This is a genomic window from Dictyobacter sp. Z7_2, from assembly GCF_057551105.1.
The window spans coordinates 2,796,643-2,814,321 of sequence record NZ_BAAJPE010000001.1; the positions used below are offsets into that span (position 1 = coordinate 2,796,643).

Here is a 17,679-nt window from a genome sequence, read left to right on the forward strand (position 1 = left end):
ACTTGAAGGTGGGATGGCGTTATATCTGGCTACATATTTAGATGGCAGGTTATACGTTGCCCTGGCGTTGCTCATTTCCTCGTACCAGAGAGGTCAGAATACCGATTGCGGCTACTCCGGCGCAGACAATAAATGCAGCATGGAAGCTCTGATCGAATGTCTGTTGTAGTTCTGCTGTATGCACTGATGTGGTATTCGCAGCTAAAATAGCTCCGGCAGCAGCGCCACCCAATCCAGCGAAAACCGCGCCCGCCAGTGCAATACTGATACTTTGCCCTACGACACGTGAGGTTGCGAGAAAGCCAGAGGCGCTGCCTTGATGCTGTCTGGGAGCTGCTCCAAGCAGGGCACTGTTGTTTGGCGATTGGAAGATAGCTTGTCCCGCACCTGTGAGGAAGAGCCGCCAGCAGATGTCGAAGATACTGCTGTGTTCGTTGAGGAAGCTGATCAAGACCAGACCAAGGCAAGCGATGGCCAGTCCTCCAGCGGCGAGCCAGCGCGTCCCGATGCGATCGGCCAGCGTGCCACTGAAAGGAGCAATGCAAGCAATCGCGAGCGGCATCGGTGTGAGGAGGAGTCCCGAGAGCTGGGTCGGAAAGCCTTTGAGATCTTCCAGATAGAAAGGCATCATAAAACTGACAGCAAAGAGTGCCAGCGTCCCTAGCAACAGACTGAGCGTGGCGGAGGTGAAGACGCGGTTTTTGAGGAGCGAGAGGACGATGACAGGCGTGGATACGTGCATCTCGATGAATGGTAAAGCAATAAGTGCAATAACTCCTATGATCAGTAAGCTAAGGATAATTGGCGAAGTCCAACCAAATTCTTGTCCAAACGAAAGTGCCGCCGTAATACAGGCCAGACCAACTGCAAGTAGAAGTGCACCCAGTGGATCAAATTTGGTGGCTTTACGTTCAGATCTTCCTTTGAGCACAATCAGAGTTGCAATGAAACCGATAATCCCAACCGGGATATTGACATAAAATATCCAGCGCCAGGAGAGAGCGCCGGTTAAGAAGCCTCCAAGCACGGGTCCCACACTGATACCAAGTGAAACCACGATAGCATTGAGTCCCAGTGCCTTTCCTCGCTCCTGTGGCATAAAGGCTCCTGTGATCATCGCCGGGCCGACCGCCATGATCAGAGCGCCCCCAAGCCCCTGGATGGCACGGGCGACAATCAAGAAAATCAGTGTCGGAGATAATCCACAGCAAGCTGAACTAATGGTAAATATGATCAGACCAATAATCCAGACGATCTTGCGCCCGATCATATCGGCCAGACGCCCGGCAGTCAACATAATAGCGGCTGTTGCCACCAGATAAGCAATCACAACCCACTCAATTTCGCCATTGAGTGGTACGTTAAAATTATGGGCAATCGTTGGTAGGCTGATATTGACTATCGATGAGTCCAGCGTTGCCATAAAGGTGCCAATCGCTGCTACAGCCAGAATGGCCCATTTATTGGCGCTTCCCGTGGTGCTGGCCTGGATCTGTGTCGCGTTGGCGGAAACTGGTGACTGGTTGTTTGCTGTTTCCTGGGTATTGTGTTCTTGCTGTTTCATCCCTATTGTCCGGTTTCTGATTGATAAATGTATGTCTGGCAATATACTTATTATATACTGAACATAACGTTGTGTCGGGCGACCCACTGCGCAATTGCTGCTATTCTTCGTATAGCCTTTAGTTAGGAGGATAGCTTGTGAACCCGTCTCATAGTACGGAGGCGCTGGGATCTATCTATACAATGACTTCTGCTATGGTTTTAGCGGGTACACTTACTGTATATACACTCTGCTGAGATGAAATTGATACAAATTGTTCGTGCTGAAACTGTATGCTTTATCTTGAATAAACGTTGTTCTCTGGCGCTTCGGAGCGTCTAGATATCCACACAAGGATCTTGACATGACTAATCTTTCTAATAAGCAGGATATTTTTAAGGCTTGCACGCGTTTCCTGACAGGGCACTATCCTCAGAGCCCGCAGCAGGTTCTGCTTGAGCTATCTGAGAACATGCTGCCGGATGAGCTACCCGATATGTATGGTAACGGTGAGTTGATCTCTAGCTTTGAGGCTGATATTGCTCACCTGTTGGGCAAGGAGGCGGCTGTCTTTATGCCGAGTGGTACGATGTGTCAGCAGATAGCTTTGCGTATCTGGACCGATCGGCGTCATGTGCCGCGTGTGGGTTATCATCCGACCTCCCATTTAGAGATCCATGAGTTTCAGGCGGCTCAGCGTCTACATAACTTGCAGAGCGTCTCGATAGGCTCTCCTCATCAACTCATGACCCTGGCTCAACTCCAGGCTGTGGCGGAGCCGCTGGGTGCTCTGCTGCTCGAACTGCCTCAGCGTGAAATTGGTGGAGAGCTTCCTGCCTGGGATGAGTTGACCGCGATGATTGATTGGGCTCGCGAGCAGCATATTCCTACTCATCTGGATGGTGCACGCCTCTGGGAATGTAAGCCTTATTATCAGCGCGACTATAGCGAGATCGCTTCTCTGTTTGATACTGTCTACGTCTCATTTTATAAGAGCCTGGGAGGCATCGCCGGAGCTGCACTGGCTGGCCCTGCTGATGTGATTGCGGAAGCGCGTATCTGGCAGCGTCGTCAGGGAGGCAATCTGATTAAACTGTATCCATACGTTGTGTCAGCGCGCAAATGTCTGGCTGAGCGTCTGGATCGTATGGATGCCTATTGCCAGAAGGCCAGGGATATCGCTGCTGCACTCTCAATCATCCCGCAGATCGAGATCAAGCCTGCTGTACCTCAGACAAATATGATGCATGTGTTTCTGCGCGGCGATGCGACATCTTTAATGGAGGCTGCCCTGGATGTCTCCGCTGAAACTGCAGTCTGGCTGATTGGATGGCTTGCTCCATCGCAACTGCCTGCTTATCAGGTTACGGAACTCACAGTAGGCGATGCCGCACTTGATCTCAGCGAAGAAACAATCGTCGAGCTCTTTCAAGAAATCTTCAAACGAGCTGAGCAGAAGGCTTAGTCCTGGCCGAAGTTGATGCTTGCTGGGTATCAGATTGAAAATAGATAGGTATTAGACATATCATCTGAGGTTGTCTATACTCGATGGTAGGGCGGGATAGTTGATTCTACGCTCATCTGTTTCGATGAAAGGGATTATTATGTCTGATAGTAAGCATCAGGACACTTCTCAAGATGTCGCTACGCAAGCGAAGCTCCAGTTGATCAAGAGCCGCTTCGGCGCGGTGGCATCCTCTTATGTGACCAGCACTGTTCATGCGAATGGTCAGGATCTCGCCTGGCTCGTGGAGGCTGCGGCCCTCACTGGCACTGAGCGTGTACTGGATATCGCCACTGGTGGTGGGCATGCGGCCTTTGTTCTGGCTCCCTATGCGTCTGAAGTCGTTGCATTAGATCTCACACGTGAAATGTTGGAAGTAGCGGAGCAGGAAGCACTCAGGCGTCAACTTACCACGATCAGTTTTCTGGAAGGCGATGCACTCCAACTACCGTGTGAGGATGCGAGCTTTGATCTCGTCGTATGTCGGCAGGCGGCGCATCACTTTCCACAGATTCGCCAGTCTGTACAGGAGTGGGCACGTGTGCTGAAGCCTGGTGGTAAGTTGCTGTTAGATGATACGATCTCTCCCGCCGATGCAAAGATAGATGCGTTACTGCATAAGATCGAGATATTGCGTGATCCTTCGCATGTACGCTCACAAAGCCTCTCTGACTGGAATGCTTTGCTGCTTGAGGCTGGCCTGACGGTACAGGCGGAGCGCGAATGGAATATCGCTCTGGATCTTCCCACCTGGACCCAGAGGATGCGGACTCCTGCAGAGTCCGTGGCGACAATCGAGCAGCTTATGCGTGATGCCTCTCCGGCAGCTCGCGAACTGCTGCATATTGAAGAGCAGGATGGTAGTTTTCTGTTTGTCTTGCCAGCAGTGTTGATAACAGCTACAAAGAATAAATAATGTGTAAGGAAATATTCTCTTAAATATTGAGAAGTATTTCTAACAGAAAAACGACGGGAGATGTTGCTATCTCCCGTCGTTTTTCTATATTTTTGTGCGCTAATCTACTTTGCTAATAGATGGTGTAGCTGATCTTCTGCCAGGTTTTGCCACCATCTGTCGTTTTTTCTAAGGTGTTCAGTTTATTTGATGGGCTACCAATTGCCCAGCCTGTCGTATCGCTGATGAAGCTCATCTGTCCAATTGATGATATCTCACTGGTTCCCTGATTTACTATTGACCAGCTTTGCCCCGGTGGAATCTTTGCCGATGGAACTCCAGAGTAAAATTGTTGTAATTGACAGGCGTTGTAGTTGTGCGCTACACTTGAAGCTGTTTGCTGATGAAAATCTCTGCTCAGGATTTCTGGAAAGGAGGCGCTCAGTTGGAAGGTATAAAAAATTATTTGACCGATATGGATGGCGTGATTGTGTGGGGCTCGAAGCTAATACCGGGCGCGGCAGAATTTGTGGCTAAGCTGAGGGATAAAAATATCCCTTTCTTGATTTTTACCAATAACTCACTGTATACTCCGCGCGATTTACAAGTTCGCCTGGCTTATATGGGACTACAAGTCTCGCCGGACTCAATTTTTACATCCGCGCTCGCGACGGCTCAGTTCCTCGATGGACAGCGTCCCGGCGGCCGGGCGTTTGTGATTGGTGAGTCCGGTCTGACGACGGCTCTCCATGATATTGGATATATTTTGACCGATCAAGATCCAGAATATGTCGTGCTTGGCGAGACGACGACGTATAGCTTTCAACGCATCTCGCTGGCGAGCCGCTTTGTGGCCGCAGGAGCACGCTTCATTGCTACCAATCCCGATGTTATGGGGCCTGGAGAGGGTGGTATGGTGCCTGCTACGGGAGCGGTCGCTGCTATGATCACCGCCGTTACGGGTGTCAAGCCCTACTACATTGGCAAACCGAATCCTCTGATGATGCGTATGGCCTTACGCAAGCTCAACGCGCATTCTGAGGAATCTGTCATGATCGGCGACCGCCTGGATACAGATATCGTCTCCGGTATAGAGAGCGGTTTGCATACGATTTTAGTCTTATCTGGCGTCTCAAATCGCGAAATGGTCGAGCGTTATCCCTACCGCCCGACCTGGGTTATGGATTCGATCGCAGATATTGAAGTTTAAAACTCTCTCATAGAGATTACGCCTGGACGAGTGCTGCTTGTTGCTTGAGTTCTAGTTTATTGTTTACAAGGGAGCGCTTGGTGATAAAGAGTACTCCAGTTGTGACGCAGGTGCCGATAACGATCGCAACCAGGTAAGGTAGTAGATTGGTGACGGCTCCTGGGATGAGCAGGACAAAAACGCCTCCATGTGGCACTTGTAGCTGGCAGTTGAAGAGCATCGAGATGGCTCCGGCGACAGCTGATCCGATCATGGTCGCAGGAATAACGCGGAGCGGATCGCGGGCAGCGAAGGGGATGGCTCCTTCTGTGATGAAGGCCAGTCCAAGGACGGCTGCGGCTTTACCGGCATCCCTTTCATCTTTTGTGAAGCGATCCCTTAAGAGAAATGTCGCCAGAGCGAGTCCGAGGGGAGGCGTCATGCCTGCAGCCATGACAGCAGCCATAGGGGTGTCGAGATGGACGCTCAAAAGCCCGACTGCGAACGTGTAGGCCGATTTGTTGATCGGTCCTCCCATATCGATCGCCATCATACCGCCGAGCAGCAGGCCGAGGATGAAGGCATTCGCTCCTTGCATGGTTTTGAGCCAGTTGGTGAGCGCGTCCAGGATGTAGCTGACTGGCGTGCCGATAACGAAGATCATCAGTAGCCCCACGATTGCTGTGCTGATTAGGGGGAGCACCAGGATGGGTTTGAGTCCCGCTAGATTTTTGGGCAGGTTGATCCACTTGCTCAGATAAAGTGTGACATAACCTGCCAGAAAGCCAGCAATTAGACCTCCCAGGAAGCCCGCACCAATACCGCTTGAGAGAACACCTCCAATCATACCTGGTGCCAGACCAGGACGATCGGCAATCGAGTAGGATATGTATCCGGCCAGGATGGGGACAATTAAACTAAAAGCTCCTGTACCCGCTCCAATCTGATTTAAGGCCCAGCCCAGCGTGCCTTTGGTGTCAGCCGCGTTAATGCCCCCAACGGCAAATGAGAGTGCAATTAATAAACCTCCCGCGACGACAAAGGGAAGCATGTACGATACACCCGTCATCAAATGCTTGTAGATACCCATGTTGGTGGCTGAGCGCTTCGCTTTTGTCTGCTGGATCTCGGTAAGATAGTCGACTGGTTCGGCTTCTGTTGCTCCTGTGGCTGTCGAGGTCGATGCCGCTTGCGCCAGGGCTTGCTTGATGAGTCCCTGGCCGTTTTTGAGCGCGTCGTTGGTTGAGGTCTCATAGATTGATTTGCCTGTGAAGCGGCTCTTGTCGACTTTGGCGTCAGCGGCCAGAATCACGACGTTGGCTTGTCTGATCTCTATGGGTGTGAGCGTGTTTTGCGCTCCGACCGAGCCTTGCGTCTCGACTTTGATGTGGTGTCCTAAGGCTTCTGCTGCACGTTCGAGCGCTTCTGCGGCCATGAAGGTATGCGCGATGCCGGTTGGGCATGAGGTAATGGCTACGATGTTGGCGCTCTGGATCTCTTGCGTTGCTGGAATCGCTGCCTGAGTTGCTGGAAGCAGTTTTGTGGCTTCCTGAATGACATTTTGCCCATCTCGGATAGCTGTTTGTGTGTTCGTGGTGTAGATTGGCTTGCCCGCGAAGCGTGTGAGGTCGAGATCGGCGCTGCTTGCAGTAATGATGATCTCCGCGACTTGTATATCCTCAGCTGTGAGCACATTCTGAGCTTCGGTCGAGAATTGCGTCTCGATTTTTATGCTCTCTCCAAGTGCGTCGGCGGCGCGTTGAAGTGCCTCCGCAGCCATAAATGTGTGGACAATACCGCCTGGACATGAGACAATTGCCACAATCTTTGGCATAATCGTACTCCTTTGCACGAGAGGTATAAACTCTATTTACATCAGTGGTTGGATGACTACCTGCTGGCTGTATTCCTGGATGATCTGACGCGTCGGTAGATGTGGTCCGATCTGAGTGATGGTACCAGCCGAGAAGGCAGTTGCCAGACGGGCACACCCCGCCAATTCAGCCTGTTCAATCATCCCGACGAGCAATCCTGCCACCATTGCGTCTCCTGCCCCCACGGTACTCTTTACTACCACTTTGAGTGGCTCCGCCAGGAGCGCTGTGTGTGTATTGACAAATATTGCTCCTTGCTCTCCCATGGAGATGACGACCAGCTGTAGCTGCGCATGGCTCTGAAGCAGATCCTGTGCGGCTTGCACGATACTCTGTTCATCGCTGAATGTTTGGCCTGTGATCTGTTGGAGCTCGACAATATTGGGTTTGATGATCGTGGGGCCGGCTGCTATGCCTGTTCGTAGCGCCTGTCGACTGGTATCCAGCACGATCTGCTTGTCGCTTTTAATGAGCAGCTGGATGATATCGGCATAGATCTCTTCCGGTATGCCGGGAGGGAGATTGCCTGCCAGCACAAACCAGTCGCAGGTCTCTATTAATGTTTCCAACTGTACGAATAGTTGTTGTATCTCTTTCTGATTGGGTTGGAGGCCGGGCAGGTTGATATCCGTCGTCTGCTGAACTATGGGATCAATGACTTTAATGTCTGTACGTGTCTGACCGGTCAGCCGTACAAAACAGTCATCGATCTGCTTACGTTTAAAGTGCTGTTCAAAGATATCTGCGTTATCCTGCCCCAGGAAGCCGGTGACGGCTGTCTTATAGCCATAATCGGACAGGAATGAGGCAACATTGATGCCTTTGCCACCTGCATCCATCTGCATATGCTGGCCACGGTTGACGCTGTTGATTTCAAATTGCTTGACTTCGACGGTGAGGTCGATGGCTGGATTGATGGTGATGGTGGCGATTTTACTCATAAATTATGCACCTCCTCTGCTGTACGGCACTGGAGTGCTTGCCGGGCGGTATTCTGCATATCTGTGAGGGATGCGCTACGAATCTGTGCTTTGATCGCGGCGATGCTGGGAATGCTGACGCTAAGCTCCGTGACTCCTAAACCGATCAGGATGCGTGCTCCTAATGGATCAGAGGCCAGACCACCACAGACACCAACCCATTTGCCTGCTTGTTTGGCAGACTCTACGGTTCTCTTAATCAGGGTGAGGACGGCTGGATGCAGGCTGTCGGCCTGCTTGGCAAGCTGAGGATGTCCACGATCCATTGCCAGCGTGTACTGGGTAAGGTCGTTGGTGCCGATCGAGAAAAAGGAGGCTTCTTTGGCGAAGTGTTCTGCCAGGATGGCGGCGGCTGGCACTTCAACCATGATCCCAATTGGGATCTTTGGAGCATCTAACTCCTGGCGCACCTGTTCAGCGGTTGAGTAGGCTTTCTCCCAATCCTCCAGAGTAGCAATCATGGGGAACATAATACTCACTGGACCGTAGGCCGCTGCTCGATAGATAGCTCGTAGCTGCGGGATGAAGAGTTCGGGATGCTCAAAGCAAAGCCGGACACCACGGATACCTAGAAATGGATTCTCCTCTCGCGGCAAATTGAGGTACTTTACTTCTTTGTCTCCGCCAATATCCAGCGTGCGGATAATCACTGGTTGTTGCTTAAATGCTGCGACAATTGCTCGATAGACCTCAAACTGTTCGTCTTCGGTGGGAGCCGAGTCGCGAGCGAGATAGAGAAACTCTGTGCGCAGGAGTCCCACGCCTTCAGCGCCCGCCTCGGCCGCTTTACGCGCGTCCTCGACATTGCCGATGTTGGCAACCACCTCGATACGCTGTTGATCGGTCGTGGTGGCTGCTTCGAAGCGTTGCTGTGCAGCCACGTTCTGCTGTTTCTGAGCCTGTTGCTGGAGCTCGAGTGCGTGCTGAATGTCTGCATCGCCGGGCTGTAGGTACAGTTTGCCGCTTGATCCATCCAGGATGCTGGCCGTACCCTCTTTCAGCGTCAGAATATCTTTCCCCGCGCCGACGACGGCTGGAATGCCGAGCGAGCGGGCAATGATGGCTGTGTGCGAGGTGGGACCACCTCCGGCGGTACAAAAACCGAGCACGGTAAGCGGATCGAGCGTGGCTGTGTCGGAGGGGGCGAGATCATCGGCGATCAGGATAGATGGCGTCGCGTTGAATGGCGTTTCCTCCTGGGTGCTTGCGTTGCCGGTTAGATGTTGTAGCACGCGGTTTCCGACATCATTGAGATCCGCAGCACGAGCGGCGAGAGTCGGATCGTTGAGTTGCTTGAGTTGCTTGACACGCTCCTCGATGTTCTGTTGCCATGCCCAGGCGGCGCTATGTCCTTGATAGATACGTGTCACCGTCTGCTGGATTAATGCGGTGTCAGCGAGGAATTCACTGTGTGCCTGGAAGATAGCTGCCTGACTGGCTCCCGAACGTGCGCTTACCTGTTCATAGAGCGCCGTGAGGTCATGCTGAGCGGCGTCTAATGCCTGCTGGAGTTGCTCTCCCTCAATGGTGGGATCACTACTGTGATCTTCGACCTTGATTTCTGTGTGGATAAAATGCTTGATGGGTCCGATAGCTATTCCAGGAGCTGCCGCTACTCCGACGCATGTCTGTGCTACCTGCTGTGGTATCCAGGCTGGCTCCGCACTTTTTGCTGTGGCTGGCTTGGATACTTCGTCTTCTTCGTTAAACTTTTGTTCAAGAGCCTCGCGCAATGCCTTGAGCGCTTCATTGGCATCGACTCCTCGTGCTGAGACGCGGATGTGAGCATCATGACCGGCACCCAGCTGCAATAATGATAGGAGGCGCTTCCCGTTGCCGATGTGATTTCCATTGCGTACCTGGATATCTGCCTGGAAACGCTTGGCGATATTGACAAACATGGCCGCAGGTCTTGCATGAAGTCCCGTTTTATTGAGTACCACGCCATCAAAGAATTGTTCATAATCAGCAGACACAGCTGAGGAAGAGGATGGTGCCGGACGTTCTCCTGTCAGCGTTTCGATAATATCCCGGGGATCGGTTGTGCTGGTCAGACGAGCAACCTCTTGCTCGTTGCTGAGTACACGCGTCAGTCGGCGCAGGACCTCTATGTGCTCGTCAGATTTCGCAGCGATGCCGACGATCAGATGTGCGGTCTCACCATCATTCCAGGTTACTCCTGCTGGTACCTGTAGCACAGCGACTCCGGTGCGTTTGATCAGATCACGATTCTCGTTCATGCCATGCGGAATAGCAATGCCGTTACCGAGATAGGTATTGGCTACTTCTTCACGCTTCTCCATACTGGTCACGTAGTCTGCGGAGATATTATCACTATCTACGAGGAGCTTTCCTACGAGACGAATGGCTTCCTGCTTGTTGGCTGGGTGAGCCTGTAAGTGGATCTGTCGTTCATTGATCTCAATCATGTTTCGCATCTCCCAGAGTCAAATCCATAGATGGTGATCATCAGCGATCTTTATGAACTCTTGTAATCGATTACAATGATATACTAATTGTAATCGATTACAAGCCAGATTGTTAGATGCTATTCTTGCCAGCATCAGTTTGATGATGGAAGATACTTACAGGATATTTAAAGTGCCATGGCCCACGATACCTGAGCAGGGAACAATGCGTTGAATAGGATAGGGTTGTTGATCCAGACATCAGGATAAGCCTGACGTAGGTCAGCCAGACTGCGGTATCCAAAGAGTGCCTTATAAAAGACGAGCGGTGGGAAGCCGCCATCGGAGCTATTATTCAAAACCGTCGAGCGCCATTTTTCGGCTGTAACGAGATGTCCTTTGTCAAAGACCAGACGGAGCCCGTCGCGATAGAAGTCGAGCTTTAATTCACCTGTATAATTGGCAACCGCAGAGTCACTCAGTCGTCGTTCGAGTACTGGCGCGATGTGCTGGATGAATTTTGGCAGGTCTGCTACACGAATATACCAACCATATGGCTGTTCTGGCTTGCCGAGACCTTCCAGGGCTTGATAGACAGGATGGTCAGGGTATAAGTAGAACCTGAAGTTTTTGATGGCCTGGTTCTCTGGCTTTAAGGCTGGTATCTTTTCTCCATAGGCCTTGAGTGCGCGTAAAACTGATGGCATCATGGCTTGCACGTTTGTGTGTTTATTGGTAGCCATTAACCATATGATAAGCTCACTGCCGCGGCGTCTTGCGGGAAGCGCGAGAAATCCTTGGACCGTGTTCTCTGTATCGACAATGACGAGTGTCGTATCTAGCTTATCATGCTCAGGATTTTCTTTCCAGCCTTCGATAAACCAGCGGAAATGTGTCTCGTGTATCTGAGTGGAGACAAGTGTTCTGGCTCGTTGCTGGTCATAGAAATCCTTCATGCGTGGAATATCCTCAAGAGTCGCTTCGCGTAATGTATATGGCTCGGCTTCTCCCTCTTTAGCCGCCGGGACAGCGGCAACTGGAACGGTATGGAAGCCTTCGAGCTCTAGTGCATATTCGTAGCCAAATTGACGATAAAAGTATGGAATTCCTGTGATGCCTTCTATCAGACGTCCTTCGGCGGCGCTGCGTGCGTGGATGATATCGAAGAGCTTGCGAATCAGTCCACGGTTGCGATAGGCCGGGTCAGTAGCCACGATCTCTGGCCGCCCCATGAGAAACGGGATACCATCATACTCCCATGTGAGACGCTGCAAGCAGATGCCGGCGACGATGGGGTTTCCCTGTTTGTGCAGATCTTCTACGATCGCATAGTCTCCCGGACCCATTACAGGCGAGCGACCGCTCAGCAGTAACTTTGTCATTGTGTACATGAATTGGTTGGCAGGGTCTTCCTCTTTATCGCGGAAAACGATACTTGTCAGTTGAGCAATATTATCCGCATCCTCGGCGGTTGACCAGCGTATGATCAAGCCATCGCCCAGATCTTGACGATAATTTGCGGCTGCTTTATCCTCTGACGTAAACATAATGATGTAACCTCGTTTCTCTAATCATGTTGAATCGATTTCCATCCATCCTGGTGGTGATAAGCATGTTGGGGTTAAGAATCATCAGCGTATGGAGCTACGACCACCACAAAAAACCGTAGGCTCGTTGCATTCTGATGCCCACGGTTGAGATTTGTGTGTTTAAGCAGTCAATGGTGAGGTGACGTGTTCAAGACACTCTCGAAAATGGGCACAGAGATCCCATGGGCCGGATGATTATTCGCAGGTGGCAAAATATACGTGCGGATGAGGTGCACGATGACAATAGTGGCATACCGGTCTGCAAATGATAGCTGATAGTTCTTACCGCTCTTCATATATGGTAGCCCCCTTTCTGTTCAATCGTGCGTAAATTGATGTGGTGTTCAATTTAACTATATTTGATAAAAGCGTATTTGTCAAGGTCGATATCGTGATGCTGCCTGACTCTCTGGCTTGTGAGGATATTTTTCGTCTCTTATTGCACTTTTTTTGCGTGTTAAAATTAAAGCACACTAATCAATAAGGAGACTATGATGAGCGAATCGATCGGTTTTATTGGGCTGGGTAATATGGGAAAGCCGATGGCATTGAATTTATTAAATGCAGGTTATTCTGTGAAGGTGTACAATCGTGATGCCGACAAGATAAAAACGGCCGTGGATGCGGGAGCAGAGTCAGGATTGTATCCGAGCGATGTAGCGGAACGCGGTGGAATTGTTGTGTCGATGGTGGCCAACGATGAGGCTTTAGAGGCAATCACGCTAGGTCCTGAGGGATTGCTCTCTCGTCTCGGACCGGGTGGTATCCACCTGTCGATGAGCACCGTCTCTCCGCAGATCGCCCGTAAATTGAGCGAATTACATGAGCAACAGGGCTGTAGCTATGTTGCAGCTCCTGTCTTTGGACGTCCTGAAGCGGCCGCCGGTCGTCAACTCTGGATTGCTGTGGCGGGCAAGGCTGAGGCAAAAGAACGTGTCCGCGCTTTACTCGACATCTTTGGCCAGGGCATCTTCGATTTTGGCGAAGAGCCAGCTAACGCCAACGTCGTCAAGGTCAGCGGCAATTTCTTGATCGCCGCTGCTATGGAATCGATGGGGGAGGCCGCTCTATTTGCCGAGCAGAACGGAGTTGACCGTGTCAAACTGATCGACATGCTCAGCCACACCATCTTTGCCAGCCCGATTTATCAAAACTATGGCAAGAAGATCGCCGAAAAAAGCTTTACGCCCGTTGGCTTTCAAATGAAGCTGGGATTAAAGGATGTCAATCTCGTGCTTCATACCGCCGAGCAGGTACAATTGCCTTTACCACTGGCGAGCCTGCTACATGATCGCTTCCTTTCAGGCATCGCTAAAGGACGCGGCGAACACGACTGGGTAGAAATGGTCCAGGGTATCTCAGACGACGCCGGCTTATAATTAAGAGAAGGTCATCGGAAGGCTTTTGACCCCGTAGACGAAGGAGCTGGAGACGTGGTGCAGTGGGATGTCTGGTAAGCGCTTGATTGTTTTAAAGCGTGTCAGGAGCGCTTCTAGAGCCAGCCTGGTCTCCAGACGTGCCAGCGATGATCCGATGCAGTAGTGGATGCCGTGCCCGAAGCCGCTATGTTTGTTGGGGGTGCGATGGATGTCGAATGTTTCGGGCTCGGAGAAATATTCTGCGTCGCGATTGGCTGAACCCAGAATTGGGGAGACAATCTCGCCGGCTTTAATTAACTGGTCGCCGATCTGGACGTCGATGGTCGCGGCGCGCCGCAGGCGCTGTATTGGCGTGCGGTAACGGATAACCTCTTCGATGGCTCCTGGGAGCAACTCTGGCCGCTCCTGTATCTCGGCGAGCGCGGCTGGATGTTCATCAAGGGTGAGCATGGCGTTTCCAATCAGATTGCTTGAGGTCTCGTGTCCGGCTACCAACAGGAGGCGGCAAAAGCTCAGGATCTCGGCATCCGTGAGATATATGCCCTCTATGTGGGCGCTGATGAGAGCACTGATGAGATCCTCTTCTGGCTGCTGACGTCTCTGCGTGACGATCGTAAGAAAGTAGGTATTCATATCGATGACGGCTTGCTTTTTCTCTTTGCGTGCTGTGCTGACAATGATATCCGACCAATGTTTGAACTGGCTCTGATCCTGTATGGGGATGCCCAGTAGCTCGGCGATGACAATGATGGGTAGCGGATTCGCGAGGTCCTTAATGATGTCTAACGAGCCCTGCGCAGTTATGGCGTCGAGATGGCTGTGGACAATCTGGGTGATGCGGGGAGCTAGATTTGCTATCGTACGAGGCGTAAAGGCTTGATTAATCAGTGTCCGTAACTGACGATGGCGGGGAGGATCGGTCCAGAGCAAGGTCTTGCTGCTTCGGTTGGGATCGGCTCCCGGTCGGCTCCAGATGGATTTCTCGGAGGAGAAGGTAGCTGTATCGTCAATCACGGTCTGGACATCGCCATAACGCGAGACGAACCAGCTATGAAATTCGCTTGAGTAGTAGATCGGATAGCGTTCTCTCATGATTCGATACCATGGGAACGGATTCAATGGGTCCTGCAAAATATGCGCCGTCAAAGAGATCGTGCTGGCTTTTGGTGTCGTTTCATCCATGTGCGCAAGTATAACATGGATGATCGTATGAAGCCAACTACCCGCATGGCCTCCCTTTGCAAGAAGTTATCCGAGATCTTTTTCGAGCAGAAGGGTGAGATTGTCGAGGGCGCTCTCCGCGTCTTCTCCATCGGCCTGGAGGATAACCTGGTCTCCCTGGGTGGCCCCGAGCGAGATGACTGAGAGGATAGATTTTCCGTTGACCGTTTTGTCGTTTTTGGCAAGCGAGATCTGACTCTGGAAACTCTTGGCTTTCTGGACGAAGATAGCTGCTGGTCTGGCGTGCAAGCCAGATTTACTGGCGACTGTGATTGTGCGTTCGGCCATCGTGATTCCTTTCATTCTTTCCTGATATGTGCGGATCTGGCGTGAAAAAGAGATCAGCCCGATTCTATTGTATCTCTATTATACAACGGAACCAGGCTGATCGGATGTTTAAACTTCTAAGACAAAGAGTACGTCCTGCCCTGCCTTGATAGGTCCACTGGCCCGGCTTACGATGGTTCCCCCTCCACTGGATACTACCGGGCTCAGGATGACTTTCCCCTGGCCTTCGATGGTCGCACGATCAAAGCGCACAATCGGTGTGCCCGCTTCGACGTGTTGTCCTTCCGTGGCGATGTTTTCGAATCCCGTGCCATTGAGCTCGATTGTGTCGAGCCCAATGTGCACAATTAATTCAACATCACCAGCAGCAATGCCAAAGGCATGCCCTCCCGGAAACAGTTTCACCAACTCCCCACTGATCGGTGCCACTGCGATACTTCCTGACGGATCGATTGCCACTCCATCTCCGGCCATTTTCTGCGCGAAAACTTCGTCGGGTATGGTGGTCAAATCGATCGCGATGCCATCGATGGGGGCGAGAACGTTCAATTTTGTCATAGTCGCTTAACTTTCTAGTGAGCTTTCGGTGCTGGCTACCGTGGGAACATCTTCCTCTGAAGCTGTTTCCGTGGGAGCCGCTTCCGTCACTGTCTCTTTGCGCAGACTGTTGATACGCTCGGCAATACGGTCAGATTTTGTCCCCAGAACAACCTGAACGATTTTGCCTTTCTTGAGCACACCTGCGGCTCCGAGATTTTTCAAGGTCGCGTCATCAACCTTTTCTGGATCATTGACGAAGGTACGTAAGCGTGTGATACAGCCTTCCAGGCTTTGGATATTGGGATTACCTCCCAGGGCAACCAGTATATTACGTGCCAGTGTTGTATCTTCATCATCGTTCGTTGCTACGGGAGTACCAGCTGCGTATGGAGCTACTTCACCAGCCTTCAGGCGTGGTCCACGCTGGCTTTCAGGAAGAATCCAGTCTGCGCTCAAGCCAGTAGAACTCTCGCCGCGCCCAGGTGTCCCCAGATCAAAGCGGGTGATGAAGAAGCTGAAAACAAAGTAATACACGATGGCATATACCAGACCGATAGGGATAACCATCCAGGAATTTGAACTGTTCGCTTTACTAAAGTTGAAGATATAGTCGATCAGTCCAGCCGAGAAGCCAAAGCCGATGCGTACCTGCAAAATGTAGCAGACAGCCAGTGCTGTACCTGTGAGTAGAGCATGGACAACATAGAGTACTGGTGCTACAAACATGAAGGCAAACTCGATAGGCTCGGTAATACCCGTCAGGAAGGAGGCAAAGGCAGCGGAGAGGAGAATTCCGGCGGCTACTTTCGGGAAGCGCGCATGACGAATCATTGCTGCACAAGCTGCTGGTAAGCCAAACATCATAATCGGGAAGTAACCAGCCATATAATTTCCCGCCGTCGGATCGCCGGCAAAGTAGCGGTTGAGATCTCCATGAACGACTCCGGCAGGGCCTTTATAGCTGCCCAGTTCTTGCCAGAAGTAGAAGTTCAGGATATGGTGCAGGCCGAGCGGAATCAATAGTCGATTCAAGAAACCGTATATGCCAGCGCCAAATGCGCCGAGGCCGACGACTCCCAGGCCGATGTTATTGATGAAGATGTTGATGGGGGGCCAGATAATTCCAAAAACCAGGCCCAGTATGATGGCGGCGAAGGCTGTGATAATAGGAACAAATCTGCGACCACCGAAGAAACCAAGATAATCGGGAAGCCGGATAGTATGATAGCGTTTATAAAACTCGGCTGCAACGACACCTATCATAATACCTCCGAGCACACCCATAGTGATGTTCGGGTCGGGCGCGGATACGCCTGCGGTGGTGACGTGAGGGATGACGTTGCTGAAGACAGCGTTGAAGACGAGGAATCCGACGAGGGCTGCCAGAGCAGCTGTTCCTTCAGTGCCACTTAAGCCAAGGGCGACACCGATGGCGAAAATAATAGGAAGGTTACTGAAGATCGCGTTACCGCCGTCAGCGAGCCAATCCCAGCGGATAAATCCCCAGTGGTATTGACCTAGCAGGTCTCCCTGCCCCAAACGTAGGATGATTGCTGCTGCCGGAAGGACGGCGATCGGGAGCATGAGCGAACGACCGAGAGTTTGTAACGATCCTAAGATGCGGTCGCTGACTTTTGTGCTTTCAGTTGATGGGCTTACTGAACTCATTATGTAAGTTCTCCTTTGCTCAAGAGTTACGTGTCTGTAACCCTTCCAAAAGGGCATTTATAACTAATTTCAACCGTGAGTAAGTTAGCTTCAATGCAATTTAAAACCTATCAGTATATGGTTGATGCGAAAATAATCTGCGCTTGTGTTGGAGGTGGAAGATGAACACTCCTTTCTCTTACTGGGTCATTTCTCTATAAAAGGTAGAATGGTGCCTGGAGTTGAAATGCTAAGAACTACATGCACTTACTATAAGTTTTTTTGAGTTGATTGTCAAGATGTCTAGACCACTACATTGCTACGTGGCAATTTAATTTAATGAGCTCAGATTTGTCGGGTTGCGGGAAGTGCTTGACTTTTGGTCACAGTTCGTTTAAAGCGCTATATTGACTATCTCTGATGATAATTTGCGGTATAATTTATGCTGTATTGTAATATGATGATGTGGTGATATAATCTGCATAGACATGGTTAGCTATCGCCAGAGAGAAGATTCGCATAAAGCAAAAAGATGTTGGCGATGTCCTATTCGTCTCATTGAATGCCCGATAGGAATTTGGAATCTTTTACGAACACGTTCTTCTTATAGAATATTTGATGG

At 51.1% G+C, this 17,679-nt stretch carries 13 protein-coding genes; 4 read left to right on the forward strand and 9 right to left on the reverse strand.

Features of this window, described 5'->3' with window-relative positions:
• Positions 1-49 precede the first annotated feature (49 nt).
• Entirely contained in the window at positions 50-1,564 is a 1,515-nt protein-coding gene (locus AC27N8_RS11105; protein WP_487066891.1) for an MFS transporter, read from the reverse strand.
• 343 nt (positions 1,565-1,907) lie between these two features.
• Between AC27N8_RS11105 and AC27N8_RS11110 the strand changes: the two genes are divergently transcribed.
• The 3 genes from AC27N8_RS11110 to AC27N8_RS11120 all read left to right on the forward strand — a co-directional run bounded on the left by AC27N8_RS11110 (position 1,908) and on the right by AC27N8_RS11120 (position 5,152).
• Complete coding sequence (locus AC27N8_RS11110; RefSeq protein WP_487066893.1) at positions 1,908-3,008, forward strand: threonine aldolase family protein; 1,101 nt, start codon at positions 1,908-1,910, stop codon at positions 3,006-3,008.
• 139 nt (positions 3,009-3,147) lie between these two features.
• Positions 3,148-3,963: a class I SAM-dependent methyltransferase gene (locus AC27N8_RS11115; protein WP_487066895.1), complete on the forward strand. Its 816-nt coding sequence runs from the start codon at positions 3,148-3,150 to the stop codon at positions 3,961-3,963.
• Between the two features lie 382 nt (positions 3,964-4,345).
• Positions 4,346-5,152, forward strand: coding sequence for an HAD-IIA family hydrolase (locus tag AC27N8_RS11120; protein ID WP_487066897.1), 807 nt, complete (start codon positions 4,346-4,348; stop codon positions 5,150-5,152).
• Positions 5,153-5,168: 16 nt separating this feature from the next.
• Here the strand turns inward: AC27N8_RS11120 and AC27N8_RS11125 are convergent, their stop codons facing one another.
• The 4 genes from AC27N8_RS11125 to AC27N8_RS11140 all read right to left on the reverse strand — a co-directional run bounded on the left by AC27N8_RS11125 (position 5,169) and on the right by AC27N8_RS11140 (position 11,940).
• Complete coding sequence (locus AC27N8_RS11125; protein WP_487066899.1) at positions 5,169-6,965, reverse strand: PTS fructose-like transporter subunit IIB; 1,797 nt, start codon at positions 6,963-6,965, stop codon at positions 5,169-5,171.
• Positions 6,966-7,001: 36 nt separating this feature from the next.
• Positions 7,002-7,946, reverse strand: coding sequence for a 1-phosphofructokinase (pfkB, locus tag AC27N8_RS11130; RefSeq protein WP_487066901.1), 945 nt, complete (start codon positions 7,944-7,946; stop codon positions 7,002-7,004).
• Entirely contained in the window at positions 7,943-10,414 is a 2,472-nt protein-coding gene (gene ptsP / locus AC27N8_RS11135; protein ID WP_487066903.1) for a phosphoenolpyruvate--protein phosphotransferase, read from the reverse strand. The genes pfkB and ptsP overlap by 4 nt, the downstream gene beginning before the upstream one ends.
• Positions 10,415-10,581: 167 nt before the next feature.
• The gene (locus tag AC27N8_RS11140; RefSeq protein WP_487066905.1) at positions 10,582-11,940 is read right to left on the reverse strand and encodes a GNAT family N-acetyltransferase; all 1,359 of its coding nucleotides are present in this window, start codon (positions 11,938-11,940) and stop codon (positions 10,582-10,584) included.
• Positions 11,941-12,473: 533 nt separating this feature from the next.
• Here AC27N8_RS11140 and AC27N8_RS11145 point away from each other — a divergent pair.
• A complete protein-coding gene (locus AC27N8_RS11145; RefSeq protein ID WP_487066907.1) occupies positions 12,474-13,361 on the forward strand; it encodes an NAD(P)-dependent oxidoreductase in 888 nt (295 codons plus the stop codon).
• Here AC27N8_RS11145 and AC27N8_RS11150 read toward each other — a convergent pair whose 3' ends face one another.
• The 4 genes from AC27N8_RS11150 to AC27N8_RS11165 all read right to left on the reverse strand — a co-directional run bounded on the left by AC27N8_RS11150 (position 13,362) and on the right by AC27N8_RS11165 (position 17,078).
• Positions 13,362-14,453, reverse strand: a complete 1,092-nt coding sequence (locus AC27N8_RS11150) for a cytochrome P450 (protein ID WP_487066909.1) — start codon at positions 14,451-14,453, stop codon at positions 13,362-13,364.
• Between the two features lie 156 nt (positions 14,454-14,609).
• A complete protein-coding gene (locus AC27N8_RS11155; protein ID WP_487066911.1) occupies positions 14,610-14,870 on the reverse strand; it encodes an HPr family phosphocarrier protein in 261 nt (86 codons plus the stop codon).
• Positions 14,871-14,978: 108 nt separating this feature from the next.
• Positions 14,979-15,428, reverse strand: coding sequence for a PTS sugar transporter subunit IIA (locus AC27N8_RS11160; protein WP_487066913.1), 450 nt, complete (start codon positions 15,426-15,428; stop codon positions 14,979-14,981).
• A 6-nt stretch (positions 15,429-15,434) separates the two neighbouring features.
• Positions 15,435-17,078 carry a PTS transporter subunit EIIC gene (locus tag AC27N8_RS11165; RefSeq protein ID WP_487066915.1) on the reverse strand — a complete coding sequence of 548 codons (1,644 nt, stop codon included), beginning with the start codon at positions 17,076-17,078 and terminating at the stop codon, positions 15,435-15,437.
• Positions 17,079-17,679 lie beyond the last annotated feature (601 nt).

Bases quoted from the DNA above. Each gene is read 5' to 3' on its own strand.
- AC27N8_RS11145 (WP_487066907.1), top strand. From the start codon at position 12,474: ATGATGAGCGAATCGATCGGTTTTATTGGGCTGGGTAATATGGGAAAG.
- ptsP (WP_487066903.1), bottom strand. From the start codon at position 10,414: ATGATTGAGATCAATGAACGACAGATCCACTTACAGGCTCACCCAGCC.
- AC27N8_RS11125 (WP_487066899.1), bottom strand. From the start codon at position 6,965: ATGCCAAAGATTGTGGCAATTGTCTCATGTCCAGGCGGTATTGTCCAC.
- AC27N8_RS11120 (WP_487066897.1), top strand. From the start codon at position 4,346: ATGAAAATCTCTGCTCAGGATTTCTGGAAAGGAGGCGCTCAGTTGGAA.
- pfkB (WP_487066901.1), bottom strand. From the start codon at position 7,946: ATGAGTAAAATCGCCACCATCACCATCAATCCAGCCATCGACCTCACC.
- AC27N8_RS11150 (WP_487066909.1), bottom strand. From the start codon at position 14,453: ATGAGAGAACGCTATCCGATCTACTACTCAAGCGAATTTCATAGCTGG.
- AC27N8_RS11165 (WP_487066915.1), bottom strand. From the start codon at position 17,078: ATGAGTTCAGTAAGCCCATCAACTGAAAGCACAAAAGTCAGCGACCGC.
- AC27N8_RS11105 (WP_487066891.1), bottom strand. From the start codon at position 1,564: ATGAAACAGCAAGAACACAATACCCAGGAAACAGCAAACAACCAGTCA.
- AC27N8_RS11140 (WP_487066905.1), bottom strand. From the start codon at position 11,940: ATGTTTACGTCAGAGGATAAAGCAGCCGCAAATTATCGTCAAGATCTG.
- AC27N8_RS11155 (WP_487066911.1), bottom strand. From the start codon at position 14,870: ATGGCCGAACGCACAATCACAGTCGCCAGTAAATCTGGCTTGCACGCC.
- AC27N8_RS11160 (WP_487066913.1), bottom strand. From the start codon at position 15,428: ATGACAAAATTGAACGTTCTCGCCCCCATCGATGGCATCGCGATCGAT.
- AC27N8_RS11115 (WP_487066895.1), top strand. From the start codon at position 3,148: ATGTCTGATAGTAAGCATCAGGACACTTCTCAAGATGTCGCTACGCAA.
- AC27N8_RS11110 (WP_487066893.1), top strand. From the start codon at position 1,908: ATGACTAATCTTTCTAATAAGCAGGATATTTTTAAGGCTTGCACGCGT.